The organism is Fontibacter flavus (assembly GCF_042432905.1).
GTDB lineage: Bacteria > Bacteroidota > Bacteroidia > Cytophagales > Cyclobacteriaceae > Fontibacter > Fontibacter flavus.
The window spans coordinates 1-14,293 of the sequence record NZ_JBHLWI010000012.1 but is presented as its reverse complement, the minus strand read 5'-3'; the positions used below and the strand labels follow the sequence as shown (position 1 = coordinate 14,293).

Sequence of the window (14,293 nt, the reverse complement as noted above, 5' to 3'; positions counted from 1 at the left end):
ATTAGTCGACCAGTATTATACGTGTCAAGGAAAAAATCTAATCAAAAATCCCCAATCATGACTTTAGATTTTCAAAATCAAAAAATTGCAGCATAAAAAAGGCTGCCCTTTTCGGACAGCCCCATCTATAAATATCGGTATGCTGATAATCCACTTTTTAATTGATTAGTGGTGCAATTCCGGCTATAGATTTACTTTATTTTCATTTCCACTTATTCCCAACTTTCGGTAAAAGTATCAATTACTCATCTTTTTCATTATTTTTGCGACTCAATTGAATGGGCGATGATACACGTTTGTAGAAAAGAGCATTTTAACGCAGCACATAAACTCTGGAATCCAAATTGGTCAGAAGAAAAGAATAAAGAAGTTTTTGGTCCTTGCGCCAATGTCAATTGGCATGGTCATAATTTTGAGCTGATTGTGACAGTAAAAGGACTTCCTGATCCTGAAACAGGTTTTGTTGTGGACTTGAAGCAGCTGAGTAATTTGATCAGGAGATTGGTGATTGATCAGGTTGATCACAAAAACCTGAATATGGACGTACCTTTTATGCTCGGAAAAATGGCGAGCTGTGAGAACTTGGTGATGGAATTCTGGAAGATATTGGAGCCTGAAGTCAATAAAATTGTCCCTCATGGAAGTCTTTACAAACTTACTTTATACGAGACCCCCCGCAATTTTGTGGAATATTATGGTGAGTGATTGCTTTTAAGAATTTCGAAGAGGAAAGGCAAAAGCTTATGCTTGAAATAGTTGTTTTTGTTTATTTTTAGCTGATATTCAGAAAGTTTTTGAAAATGGGATGTTCCTTTTTGTGGGATCTTTAGCTATTTAAGGTTTCATCCTATTACATATTTACTTTACCTGAGACCATCAATGGTGTCAAAAGAATATAAGGTGCTCAAGATTCCTAAATAAACCAATTATGAAATACTTTATCATCAGTGGGGAAAGGAGTGGAGATCTACATGCTTCAAATCTGATCAAGTCCATCAAATCATTGGATGCTGAAGCTGATTTTCGGGGAATGGGAGGAGATTACTCAGAGAAGCAAGGTCTTTCTCTTTGTGCCCATTATGAAGAAGTGGCCTTGATGGGCTTTATAGAAGTAGTATTTGGTTTTCGAAAAGTTCTGAAATACCTCAATCTGGTTAAAAAGGATATACTAAACTACCAGCCTGATGTGGTTGTATTGGTAGATTATGGAGGTTTCAATATGAAGATTGCTTCCTTTGCCAAATCACATCAGTTGAAGGTCCATTATTATATACCACCAAAAGTCTGGGCCTGGAATCAAAAACGGGCCTATAAGATCAAACAATACACAGATAAGGTTTATTCAATTTTGCCTTTTGAAACTGCCTTTTTTGCAAAATTCGGGGTAGATGCCCAGTATGTAGGAAATCCCTTATTGGACGAAATTGCCAAGTTTGAGCCTCATCCATTTTTTCATCAAAAAAATGAACTCAATTACCAACCCATCATTGCCCTTCTACCCGGTAGTAGAAAGCAGGAATTGAACAATATGATGGATGTGATGCTCGAGGTGGTCAAGAGCTTCCCAAATGCCCAATTTATCATTGCGGGGGTTTCCAATCTCTCTAAAGAGCTTTACCAACCGGCCATTCGGGCAGGGCTCAAAGTGGTTTTTGATCAAACTTATGACCTGCTTCATCATGCTACTGCCACTATTGTCACTTCCGGCACGGCAACACTGGAGACAGCTTTGTTTAGGGTTCCGCAAGTCGTGGTATATAAAACCAGTGGGCTGAGTTATGCGATTGCCAAAAATCTGATCCGTGTCCCTTTTATTTCTTTGGTGAACTTAATTGCTGAGAGAGAAGTGGTGAAAGAATTGATTCAGGGGGATTTTAATGTGAAAAGACTGACATCAGAATTGAATCATATTTTGTCAAATATTCAGCATAAAGCCAGTATCTTGAATGGTTACGATGAAGTAAAGGAGAAATTGGGTACTCAATCCGCTTCCGAGACCACTGCGCATTTGATATTGCAAAGTTTGAAGCAATAAAAAACGCTCATGTTATTTACATGAGCGTTTTTTTATGATTCTGGTTTTGTCTTATGCCACTTGAAGTTTTTTAAACTTGGATTTATCAAACTGTTGATGCGCATATTTGGCATCAATAATCAGTTCTTTGGTGTTGTCGTCAGAAGGTAACTCATACATGGCATCAGTGATGATTGCTTCACAAATGGATCTTAAACCTCTGGCACCAAGATTATATTCCACTGCCTTTTCTACGATGTAGTCAATGCCGCTTTCATCAAAAACCAATTTCACACCTTCCATTTCCATCAATTTGATGTATTGTTTGGTAAGGGCATTTTTTGGTTCAGTTAGGATACTTTTCAAAGCCGCCTTGTCCAAAGGATCTAGGTGGGTGACTACCGGAAGCCTACCAATCAGTTCAGGGATTAAACCAAAAGATTTTAAGTCCTGTGCTGTCACGTATTGTAGAAGATTGCTTCGGTCAACCTGCTTGCCTTCAAATACTTTGTTGAATCCCAAAGGCTGGGTGTTCAGTCTTCTGGCGATATGCCTGCCTATACCATCAAACGCACCGCCGCAGATAAAGAGGATGTTTTCCGTGTTCACAGCAATCATCTTTTGGTCAGGATGCTTCCTTCCTCCTTGTGGGGGAACATTGACTACAGTGCCTTCCAATAATTTCAGAAGTGCCTGTTGAACACCTTCTCCACTTACATCTCTGGTGATGGAAGGATTGTCAGATTTCCTGGCAATTTTGTCTATCTCATCGATATATACAATCCCTCTTTCGGCTGCCTCAACATTATAATCAGCAGCCTGTAGCAATCTGGTCAGGATACTTTCCACATCTTCTCCCACATAGCCTGCTTCTGTCAGGACAGTTGCATCGGCAATACAAAAGGGTACCTCCAAGACTTTGGCCAAAGTTTTAGCCAGATAAGTTTTACCTGTTCCAGTGTCACCTACCATGATGATGTTAGACTTTTCAATCTTTATTTCATCTTCTTCTGATGTTTTTTGAAGGAGTCTTTTGTAGTGGTTGTAAACCGCTACTGTCAAAACCTTCTTCGCATCATATTGACCGATGACATATTGGTTGAGGTATTCTGTAAGTTCTTTAGGCTTTTTAAGTTTGAACTTCGGACTCTTGGGTGTTTTCTTGGTTTTTTCTTCTTCCCCGAGAATCTGATAAGCCTGGTCTATACAGAAATTACAGATATGGGCAGAAATGCCCGATACCATCAGGTCTACATCTTTTTTGTTCCTCCCGCAAAATGAACAGGTTACTTGTGCCATTATTTATTTTTTCTAATCAATACTTCGTCAATAAGGCCATATTCTTTAGCCTCTGGAGCTTTCATCCAATAGTCTCTATCAGAATCTCTTTCAATTTCTTCAAATGTTTTGCCAGAATGGTCAGCCAAGATCTGATACAGTTCCTCTTTCATGGAAAGGATCAATTTTAGGGAAATTTCCATGTCCTTAGACTGTCCCTGCATACCTCCCGAAGGTTGATGGATCATCACCCTGGAATGCTGAAGTGCTGATCTTTTATCTTTTGCACCGCCAGCCAACAGTACAGCTCCCATGGAAGCCGCGATACCGGTACAGATGGTTGCTACATCCGGTTGGATATACTGCATGGTGTCATAAATGCCCAGACCTGCTGTCACAGAACCTCCCGGGCTGTTGATGTATAGTAAGACATCTTTCTTAGGGTCAGTAGACTCCAAGAACAAAAGCTGAGCCGTAATGATATTGGCGATAAAATCATCTACCTGAGTGCCCAGAAAAATGATTCTATCCATGATCAGTCGGGAGAAAACGTCAATTTCACGGAAATTGGTAGGTCTTTCTTCGATTACCGATCTGGTCATGTTTTCCACGAAAGTGCTGTATTGGTCAAATGCATTACCGCTGATACCTCTTCCGTTTACGGCGTATTTTCTGAATTCGTCTCTGTTGATCATAATTTTCCTGTTAGTATGGTACAAAAATAAAAAAAGCCCTTACTTATAAGGACTTTTTGATAACGTTTTAATCGGATAATTAGTTTGCCAGCAAGTCCTGGAATTTATCTACCGTGATTTTTTCTTCTTTTACATTAGCTTTTTCTTTCACAAAAGCCAACACTTTATCGTTTTGTACAGAAGTCAACATCTGCATGTAGTTCTGCCCTTCGTTACCTTTCAGGTAGTTGTCTACAAACATATCCATGCTGGCTTCCAACTGCGCTCCAAGTCCTGAGGAGGCAAATTGCTCTCTGATCATTTCCTTGGTTTTCTCAATCACATCTTCATGTTCAGCCTGGATTTCATTCGCACTTGCAAGTTCATTGGAGATGATGGTCCAGGAAAGTTGCTTGGCATAGATCGGATATTCTTTTTCTACCTGCTCTGCGGTAACTTTTCCGTCATTTGCTCTTAATAACCATTCTTTCAGGAATACTTCAGGCAAATCGATATTGGCAGAAGCAATCAGTTTATCTTTTAATTTTTCATCGCTGAACACTTTCAACTCTTTGTTGTAGTTTTCAGCCATGATTTCTCTTACTTTGTTTTTCAGCGCTTCTTCTGAATCTACCTGGCCTTCACCAAATAATTTGTCAAAAAACTCCTGATTCAATTCAGCTAATTCAGTCCTGTTGATATTCTGAACAGTGAAGGTGAATTTACCGGAAAGTTTTGCAGCCTCTTCTTCAGAAACACCTACTGTGGATACCAAGTCTTCCTTAATAGCTTTGGATGGATCCAATTCCACCACATCACCTTTCTTCAAACCGATGAATTTTTTCAAAGACCTACCATCAACTTTGGAGAGCGGCAAGGAAAAAGTTTTTTCAAAAGAACCATCCTCAGCTTTCAGATCACCGTATAGGAAATCATTTTCTTCACTGGTTTCTGGATTGGTCATTTTGCCATACTGGCTTCTCAGGTTTTCGATGGTATTCTCAACCTCTTTCTCATCCATGTCGATTGAGTAGGAAGTTGCTTCCAACTGATCGCCTAATTCCACCTTCACATCTTCAACAAAACCGATTTTGTATTCGAAATCAAATTCTTTCTGGGTTTCCCAGTTGATTTTATCCGCATCTTCAATTACCGGAAGCGGATCTCCCAGAATTCTGAAAGTCTGACTTTTCAGGTAATCATTCAGTGAAGAAGAAAGGATGTTGTTGATTTCATCCACCAATACAGAAGTGCCATACATTCTTTTCACCATGGAAACAGGAGCTTTGCCAGGTCTGAAACCTTTGATTACAGCTTTTTTGGCATAGTCTTTAAGTTTCGCATCAACCTTAGGTTGATAATCTGCTTCATTTAGTTTAATTTTAACTGAAGCTTGATTTGCTGAATGTTTGTCTAAAGTGATTTCCAAGGTAGTATGATTTTGGTTTGATATGAATTAAAAACCCTCAATCTCTTTTCTGAAGTCCGAGTGCCTAAGCATCATCGAAATCGGAAACGTGATTGAGGGCTGGAAAGCGTGCGGATGGAGGGACTCGAACCCCCATGCCTCGCGGCGCTAGATCCTAAGTCTAGTGCGTCTACCAATTTCGCCACATCCGCTTATTGTGGGCACAAAGGTAATAACGAATTTGAAACTTGCAAAAGGTCTGAAAAAAAATTACAAAGAAATTTTACAAAGAATTTCAGAATAAGCTTTTAATTTTGATTTAAGAAATGGCTCAAGCCTGTATATATGATTCCAATAGATCTAGAAGAAGAAAGAAAAGAAATCCTCAAGAGGTATAGAAAGCTGCTCCGGACGGCAAAACCTATGCTGAAACCAGGTGATGCCAAGATTATTAAGAAAGCTTTCAATGTTGCCAATGATGCACATAAAGAAATGCGACGTAAGTCGGGAGAGCCTTATATCTATCATCCGTTGGAGGTTGCTTTGGTTTGTGTGGAAGAAATTGGTCTCGGCACTACTAGTATTGTCTCTGCCTTGCTCCATGATGTCGTTGAAGATACTGATCTGGAACTCGAAGATATCGAAAGGGAATTTGGGACAAAAGTGATGCAGATCATTGACGGCTTGACAAAAATTTCCGGTGTTTTTGAATATGGTTCATCCCAACAGGCGGAAAACTTTAGAAAGATGTTGCTCACACTTTCTGATGATGTTAGGGTGATCCTGATCAAGTTGGCTGACAGGTTGAACAATATGCGGACGCTTGAAAGCATGCCAAGGCATAAGCAGCTGAAAATTGCCTCAGAGACAATGTACCTCTATGCACCATTGGCGCATAGGCTTGGTTTGTATGCCATCAAATCTGAATTGGAAGACCTTTATTTGAAGTACACAGATTCTGAGACCTACAATTACATTGTGCACAAAGTCAATGAGACAAGGCTTTCCAGAAATAAATTTATCAAAAGCTTTTTGCTGCCTATTGAGGAAGAGTTGACTGCCCAAAACTTCAAGTTTACCATCAAAGGAAGGCCAAAATCCGTTTATTCTATTTACAACAAGATGAAAAAGCAGAATATACCTTTTGAAGAGGTATATGATCTTTTTGCCATTCGGATAATCATTGAGAGTGAACTGGAAGATGAAAAGGCAGATTGCTGGCAGGTGTATTCCATTGTAACAGATTTTTACAGACCCAATCCTGACAGGTTGAGAGATTGGATCAGTACCCCACGTGCCAATGGTTATGAATCTCTGCATACCACGGTGATGAGTAATACCGGTCAATGGGTGGAAGTACAGATCCGCACTGTCCGGATGGATGATATTGCCGAGAGAGGTTATGCCGCCCATTGGAAATATAAAGAAATAGAAGCTGCCCAAAGTAGAAGTGGCTCCGGTCTTGATGAATGGATTACCCAGGTTCGTTCCCTCTTGGAGTCAAATGATGGATCTGCCATCGAGTTTATGGATGATTTCAGAGGAAATCTCTTCCATGACGAAGTGTTTGTGTTTACCCCAAAAGGAGATCTTAAAGTTTTGCCTTTTGGAGCGACAGCCCTGGATTTTGCATTTGAAATCCATACCGAAGTCGGCGCCAAATGTATCGGTGCCAAAGTCAATCAGCGTTTGGTGCCCATCAACCATAAGTTGAAGAATGGTGATCAGGTGGAGATTTTAACCTCCAATAAGCAAAAACCGACAGAAGACTGGCTGAATTCAGTTGTCACTTCAAGGGCTAAGGCCAAAATCAAGGATGCCCTGAGGGAAGAAAAGAAATCTACCATCATGGATGGCAAGGAGATCGTGCAGCGGAAGTTGAGGCAGATGAAGATGGAATTCAATTCCGAAGTAGTGGAGCAATTGAGAGCCTATTTTGAGACCAAGACTCCTAATGAGTTTTATTACAAAGTGGGTAAAGGCATCATCGATCCCACTTCCATCAAAAGCTTCAAAGATTACAAAGAACAAAAGAAACAAAAAGGAAAAATCACCAACGATAAAGTCAAAGACGAATCTTCTTTCACCAAAGAAATCAAGAATCTTAAGGGCCCAGACCATGATCAGTTGTTGATAGGGGAAGATATGGATGTGGTGGATTATATCCTGGCAAAATGCTGCAACCCAATACCCGGAGATGATGTATTTGGCTTTGTGACCATCAATGAAGGCATAAAAATTCACCGTACTTCCTGTCCCAATGCGCTGGAACTGCTATCCAATCACGGAAACAGGGTGATCAAAGCTAGATGGACAAGTCAGCAGGAGATTGCATTCCTTGCAGGCTTAAGGATTGTGGGCACGGATAGGGTAGGTCTAATCAATGATGTCACTAAGGTAATTTCCAATGAACTGAAGGTGAACATGCGCTCTATAACTGTGGATTCAGACAGCGGGATTTTTGAAGGGACTATCAAACTTTATGTGCATAGTACCCAGCATTTGGAAAAACTTGTACATAACCTTTCCAAAGTAGAGGGAGTGATCAAGGTGACAAGATTTGATTAATAGATTGGTTTAAGCTTTTGAATTCTCGGATTTTCATACAGAATTTACTTGGAATTCAAAAAACTATAATGGGCTTATTTGAACTATTTCTAAATAAGAACCCTTATATTTGCAAATAAAAAACAGTAGTTCATGGCCTTAAATGAAAGCCTTTTTGAAGAGGTAAAGAAGATTTTCACCGCATATCTTGAAAATAAAAAGTTGCGCAAGACCCCTGAAAGATATGCCATTCTTGAGGAGATCTATGGGAGGTCCGGGCATTTTGATGTGGAGTCTCTTTATATTTCCATGAAAAACAAAAATTATAGGGTCAGTAGGGCAACGGTTTACAATACCTTGGATTTGTTGGTAGAATGTGACCTGGTGACCAAGCATCAGTTTGGACAAAACCTGGCACAGTTTGAAAAATCCTATGGATACAAGCAACATGACCATTTGATTTGCGTAGACTGCAATCAGGTGTTGGAGTTTTGTGACCCTAGAATTCAGAATATTCAGAATACGGTTGGAGATATTTTGAATTTCAAGGTGCTGCACCACTCCCTTATCCTTTATGGTAACTGTCAAAAAGAAAACTGCGAAAATAAACCTGTTGTATGAAGCTGACCTATAGATTAGAGAAAGAAAAAAAAGCTTATTTTTTGTTTGTAAAAGGAGATCTGATTGGAGATGAAGTCGGGCCACAGTTAGTGGAATTTGTTTCTGATGCAGTCAATGATAAAATCAAAAACTTTGTAATAGACCTCAGTGAAGTAAGGTATATCAGTTCCAGCGGGATTGGCCTCTTGATTACCATGTTGACCAAAATGAGAAATGTCGGAGGAGAAGTGTACCTGACTTCACCTTCCGAGCATGTGAAAAAATTGCTGATCATCACCAAGCTGAACAATATATTTACGGTATTTGAATCTATAGAAGAGGCAAAAAGTAAAATGGGGTAATGAAGAAATCTTTATTTTTTATTGCGGTATCCTTCGCATTGATAACATGATTAATCTCCTGTTCTTCAGAAAAAGTTTTTGAAGAACAGGAGATTTCTGTTTAATTGAGTCCAGAGAACAGAAAATGAAAATTATCTGAATTATTATTGGTTGGAAGTGGATTATTGACAAACCGATGGAAAAGTAAAACCTGCATTGTTTTCCAACCGATTATAATAAATACCTTCATTTACTTGCAATTATTTAACCTTATTCCAAATTTCACGCTTCAAAAAGAGGATCAGCTGAATAATTAACTGAACAATAATGAAAATGGATATTCTATTAGGCCTGCAATGGGGCGATGAAGGTAAAGGCAAGGTCGTTGACGTACTTGCGCCACAATATGATGTGGTGGCCAGATTTCAGGGAGGACCTAATGCAGGGCATACGTTGGAGTTTGACGGAATCAAGCATGTGCTTCATCAGATTCCTTCCGGTATTTTTAGAGAGAACATCCAGAATATCGTCGGTAATGGCGTAGTGTTGGATCCTGTAGTGCTGAAAAGAGAAATAGAAGGTTTGCATAAATTCAATATAGCCTTTAAAAAGAATTTATTTATTTCCAAGAAAGCAACAATCATTATCCCTACCCATAAATTATTGGATGCGGCTTATGAGAAGTCTAAAGGAGATAAAAAAATCGGTTCTACCTTAAAAGGTATCGGACCTACTTATCAGGACAAAATTGGTAGAGTTGCATTGAGGGTAGGTGATATCTTGGCGGAAGATTTTCAGGAAAAATATCAGGCTTTAGTAGAGAAACATAAGACCATCCTTTCTTTTTATGAATTTGACCTTGCACAGTTGCCTGAATTGGAAAAGGCATTCTTTGATGCGGTAGAATTCTTTAAGACTTTGAATTTGGTGGATAGTGAATATGAAGTCAATGACCATTTAAATTCCGGGAAAAAAGTACTTGCTGAAGGTGCACAGGGATCTTTGTTGGATGTGGATTTTGGAAGCTATCCTTTTGTGACTTCCAGTACGACCATGGCAGCAGGTGCTTGCACTGGACTTGGTGTGGCGCCTTCGAAAATCGGGGAAGTCTTCGGGATCTTCAAAGCATACTGCACCAGAGTCGGTAGCGGTCCTTTTCCGACGGAGTTGTTTGATGAAGACGGAGAGGCGATGAGGAAAGAAGGTAATGAATTCGGTTCTACTACCGGTAGGCCAAGAAGATGCGGTTGGATAGACCTTCCTGCATTGAAGTACTCTATTATGATCAATGGAGTGACCCAATTGTTCATGATGAAAGCTGATGTCTTGAATATTTTTGAGGAAATCAAAATCTGTACACATTATGAATTGCCTGATGGCAGTAGAGTCGACAGGTTGACTTATGAATTGAACACGGATGAGGCTAAGCCTATCTATAAAACAGTGCCAGGTTGGTTTACTTCCTTGGCTGAAGTTGCCGAGTATGATCAATTCCCGAAAGAGCTGAAGGATTATGTGAAGTTTTTGGAAGAAGAACTGGGCGTACCTATCAAGATGGTTTCGGTAGGTCCGGACAGAAAACAAACCATATTAAGATAAAGTCAAAAAAGGCTTCCAGTTCAGGAAGCCTTTTTATTTTTAAAGAGTTTCTGTACTTTACAGGTCTTTACATGAATATTAATTTAGATTTTTCACAAAATTGTATAGTCCTGATCTCTTAAAAACACAAGCAAGTTATTTTTTAGGTTCGCTAATGATATGGCTTTTCCTTATTCAAGAAGGTAGGGCGCAGATAGGGTTTCCATACTGTGAGAATTTCACGGATAACGCTACCCAGTCTGCTACGGTTTTTGGCGGCAGCGCCAGGATCGTTGACGGGGCACTTAGACTTACTGATGCTGTCAATGAACAAAATGGATACATTTATATAGATATTCCTTTTTCCTCAGTTTATGGAATCAAAGCTGAATTTGAGTATTTCAGTTATGGTGGAAATGGTGCAGACGGTTTAGTGGCGTTTTTGTTTGACGCCGAAACACCCGTGTTCAATACAGGAGGTTTTGGAGGATCACTTGGATATGCTCAGAGAGGTAATCAAGCTGGTTTGTCAAGAGCCTATTTAGGGATTGGATTTGATGAATTTGGTAACTTTGGAACAACCCTAGAAGGAAAGAATGGGGGATTTCCAGGGATAGGTGGGGCTTTAGTCCCTAATTCTATTGTCATTAGAGGGCCAGGAAGTGGTCTTGTGGGTTATGAATTTGTAGCTGGTCGGAAAACAATGGTAGATGGAAATGACGGTCTAGCACCTTCCGATCAGTTCCCAATCAGTTCCGGTGGTCCGGGCACCAACAGGGTAACAGACCCAAATCTTCCTGGTTATCGGAAAGTCTTTTTGGATCTGCAACCTGATCCAAATGGAGAGGGTTATTTTTTGACAGTTAGCATGCTTGTTTCGACTGAGCGAAATAACCCCAGAATGGTGACCATTTTTGAAAGGCCTTACAATTTTCCAGCTCCCAAGAACCTTAAAATTGGATTTACAGCTTCCACGGGTGGGGAAAACAATATCCACGAAATCAGGAATCTGCTTGTAGAGGTTTCCAATGAGGATGGCTTGTCAATTCCAAAGGGAGTGGATATTGATGATAAAGCTTCCTGTGAAGGGCAAGAAAATACCTATGAAATTACTGCTGAGGAAGTAAGCCTGCCAAATGAGAATTCAAGTATAAGGTGTTTACAGTTTTATGGTTCCCTCGAAGAAATTCAGGCAGAAGAGGAGGATATTTGTTCTCAGGCAAAATGTCGCCCCGAAAATCGTGTATTGGTTTTGCCTCAGGGTGTGTTCCGTGCTTCTGATACCGGAGGGGAATTTACATTTTTTCCAAACCCTGGTTTCACTGAAGAAGAAGTTCAGGTTTATTATACCATCACAGATAATTATGGTAAGACTTCAGCAGGAAATTATATTAAGCTATTAATACAGGAATCTCCAGAGCCGGTCAGTATTGTAGCTGAAGGGAGAGAAGAAAATATAGATGAAGTCAGAAACTGTGCAGGTGATCCATTGATTCTAAAAGCCGTAGGAGAGGAAGAATATGTCAGATTCGAATGGTATAGAAATGATGTTTTGATTCCTGATTCCGATTCTTCCCAAATACTGGCTACTCTGCCTGGTAGTTACCGGGCACTTGCTTTCAATTCCAAAAGCTGCCCAACCCAATCTGATATTTTTGAATTGATCAATCCCCCTTTTCCACTTCTTGAAATTGAAAACCCTGTCGTAGGATGTACAATGGGAATGGAACTGGATATTCAGGATTTTATTACCGATTATGATTTGATACTTTTTGATTATCAATTGGAGACGCCAATGGGGATTCTTCTTGAAAATGAAGAAATGTCTACGGTGAATGTTTCAGGAGAATACTTTCTAAGGATTAAACATGAAGATTTGGCATGTTGGTCTGAGCCAAAAGCTTTTGAAGTGAAGATTGTGGATGTGCCGCTCAATCCTCTTTTTGATTATGAAGCCGATGGTACAGGAATTAAAACAGAAGAAGAAGGAGGGATATTTATTGATGATCCAATTAGATTCAATGATTTGTCAACAGGAGGAGCGGTGTCTTGGCTTTGGGATTTTGGAGATGGTAATACGAGCACCTTGTCTTCTCCGGTACATGTTTTTGGAAAGAAAGGGAATTTTCAAGTGAATTTGACTGTAACCAATGAGCTGGGGTGTGAGGAATCTTTTGAAATGGAGGTGCCGCTCACTTTATCTTATAGAGTAATGTTTCCTACTGGATTTACGCCGACGATGAATGAAAATAATTTTTTTAGGCCCAAAACCAAAGGTATTGTCCAAATGGAGATGTTGCTATTTAATCAATGGGGAAACATGGTTTTTCGGACCGATAGACTGGATACCGACGGCTGGGATGGTAGGATAGATGGGGAATTGGCACCTGTTGGCAATTATGTGTATAGAGTCAAAATGGTATCTATTGATGGTGAAACCATTCAAGAAAGTGGAACTTTTGCCTTGATACGATGAGAAAGTGGACTATCATAATACTCTTTTTGTGCTCATCTAAGTTTGTATTTGGACAGGATATTCAATTTTCACAATTTTATGCGGCCCCCTTGTATTTGAACCCTGCTTTTGCGGGCAGTTCAGAACTGACAAGGGTAGGTCTGAATTTCCGAAACCAATGGCCTTCATTGGATCAGACCTTTATTGCTTATTCTGCCTATGTGGATCACTATGTGAGTGATAAAAATTCAGGTATTGGACTGATGGTTAATGGTAACAAGCAAAGCTTGACAAACCTATCCAATTATGAGATTGCTTTGGCCTATTCTTATCGGGTTCAATTAGGGGAAAGCAGTTTTCTTCATTTAGGGGTACAGGGAAGTTATGTGACACGGTCGGCGGCATTTGATGAAGTGGTGTTAAGCGCGCAGTTGGATATTGATAGGGGGGTGGTTTTGCCCGGAACAGGGCCAGGACTGCCGGATGATAGGCAGAGAAGTTTTGGGGATTTGCATTCAGGCATGCTGTTCTATAACAATAAAGTTTGGTTTGGAACGTCCCTACATCATCTCACTCAGCCCAATATTTCATATTTGGAAATGGAGAATGATCCTTTATCCATCAAATATGCTGTGCATGGGGGTGTTAAATTTGATTTAGAGCCTGGGTTCATCAATGATTTTTTTAATAATACACGGCAGGAAAGGACTTTGTCTTTCGCATTTAATTACAAAAGGCAAGGGTTGTATGATCAGTTGGATTTTGGGTCAGAGTTGTATTTCGAACCTTTGATTCTTGGCTTATGGTATCGTGGGATGCCAACCAGAATTGGTTTGCCCAATAATGAAGCGCTTATTACTATGCTTGGGTTTTCTTTGCAGAATGGGATTGATGTGGGGTACAGTTACGATTTCACACTTTCCAATTTGGGATGGCGTAATTCTGGTGGGGCGCATGAGATCTCTTTTCGGTATTCTTTTGTTGACCAGCTTTTAGACAAAGGGAAGGTCAAAAGATTGCCGACATTCAAGTATTGATGTTTTCAAAATGAGTTTTTGATTTTTTTTGACTGATAATCAGGTGGGTTTCTGATTAAGTTGATTTTTTTTCAGGACAGCTTTTGTAATTGAAAAAAAGAGTTGCACCTTTGCATTCCCAAACGACGGGATGCTGATCAAAATCACCCAAAAGATGTTCGGTTTTCAATTTTGAAATACCTTAAAAATAAAATAAAAATTTATAAATAAGGTTTTGCAAAAATAAAATTTTGATTTACCTTTGCACTCCTGTTCGGAAGGAACGGGAAAAAAAGATGATGGCCTTATGGTCAGCGATACTGTCTGGAGAGATGGTAAAAGTTCTTTGAAGTGATGGATACGAAACGACAAGAAACCATTG

The 14,293-nt window shown here is 39.7% G+C and carries 11 protein-coding genes and 1 tRNA gene; 8 read left to right on the top strand and 4 right to left on the bottom strand.

Going from position 1 to position 14,293, the window contains the following annotated elements:
* Window positions 1-285 precede the first annotated feature (285 nt).
* Together ACFFIP_RS06070 and lpxB are read left to right on the top strand one after the other, a co-directional pair.
* Window positions 286-705: a 6-pyruvoyl trahydropterin synthase family protein gene (locus ACFFIP_RS06070; RefSeq protein ID WP_382386687.1), complete on the top strand. Its 420-nt coding sequence runs from the start codon at window positions 286-288 to the stop codon at window positions 703-705.
* A 223-nt stretch (window positions 706-928) separates the two neighbouring features.
* Window positions 929-2,035, top strand: a complete 1,107-nt coding sequence (gene lpxB / locus ACFFIP_RS06065; RefSeq protein WP_382386686.1) for a lipid-A-disaccharide synthase — start codon at window positions 929-931, stop codon at window positions 2,033-2,035.
* A gap of 51 nt (window positions 2,036-2,086) precedes the next feature.
* Here the strand turns inward: lpxB and clpX are convergent, their stop codons facing one another.
* The 4 genes from clpX to ACFFIP_RS06045 form a co-directional block, all read right to left on the bottom strand.
* A complete protein-coding gene (gene clpX, locus ACFFIP_RS06060; RefSeq protein WP_382386685.1) occupies window positions 2,087-3,313 on the bottom strand; it encodes an ATP-dependent Clp protease ATP-binding subunit ClpX in 1,227 nt (408 codons plus the stop codon).
* Entirely contained in the window at window positions 3,313-3,987 is a 675-nt protein-coding gene (locus tag ACFFIP_RS06055; RefSeq protein WP_382386684.1) for a ClpP family protease, read from the bottom strand. Before ACFFIP_RS06055 ends, clpX begins: the two co-directional genes overlap by 1 nt.
* Window positions 3,988-4,066: 79 nt before the next feature.
* Window positions 4,067-5,395 (bottom strand): trigger factor, encoded by a 1,329-nt coding sequence (gene tig, locus ACFFIP_RS06050; RefSeq protein ID WP_382386683.1) that lies wholly within the window; start codon window positions 5,393-5,395, stop codon window positions 4,067-4,069.
* Window positions 5,396-5,504: 109 nt separating this feature from the next.
* A tRNA-Leu gene (locus ACFFIP_RS06045) sits at window positions 5,505-5,586 on the bottom strand.
* Window positions 5,587-5,719: 133 nt separating this feature from the next.
* Here ACFFIP_RS06045 and ACFFIP_RS06040 point away from each other — a divergent pair.
* From ACFFIP_RS06040 to ACFFIP_RS06015, 6 genes are all read left to right on the top strand, one after another.
* Entirely contained in the window at window positions 5,720-7,942 is a 2,223-nt protein-coding gene (locus ACFFIP_RS06040; protein ID WP_382386682.1) for a RelA/SpoT family protein, read from the top strand.
* A gap of 132 nt (window positions 7,943-8,074) precedes the next feature.
* The gene (locus tag ACFFIP_RS06035; RefSeq protein WP_382386681.1) at window positions 8,075-8,542 is read left to right on the top strand and encodes a Fur family transcriptional regulator; all 468 of its coding nucleotides are present in this window, start codon (window positions 8,075-8,077) and stop codon (window positions 8,540-8,542) included.
* The gene (locus ACFFIP_RS06030) at window positions 8,539-8,883 is read left to right on the top strand and encodes an STAS domain-containing protein (RefSeq protein WP_382386680.1); all 345 of its coding nucleotides are present in this window, start codon (window positions 8,539-8,541) and stop codon (window positions 8,881-8,883) included. Before ACFFIP_RS06035 ends, ACFFIP_RS06030 begins: the two co-directional genes overlap by 4 nt.
* 306 nt (window positions 8,884-9,189) lie before the next feature.
* A complete protein-coding gene (locus ACFFIP_RS06025; RefSeq protein WP_382386679.1) occupies window positions 9,190-10,461 on the top strand; it encodes an adenylosuccinate synthase in 1,272 nt (423 codons plus the stop codon).
* Between the two features lie 154 nt (window positions 10,462-10,615).
* Entirely contained in the window at window positions 10,616-12,916 is a 2,301-nt protein-coding gene (locus ACFFIP_RS06020; RefSeq protein WP_382386678.1) for a PKD domain-containing protein, read from the top strand.
* A complete protein-coding gene (locus tag ACFFIP_RS06015; protein ID WP_382386677.1) occupies window positions 12,913-13,932 on the top strand; it encodes a PorP/SprF family type IX secretion system membrane protein in 1,020 nt (339 codons plus the stop codon). The genes ACFFIP_RS06020 and ACFFIP_RS06015 overlap by 4 nt, the downstream gene beginning before the upstream one ends.
* Window positions 13,933-14,293: the final 361 nt, after the last annotated feature.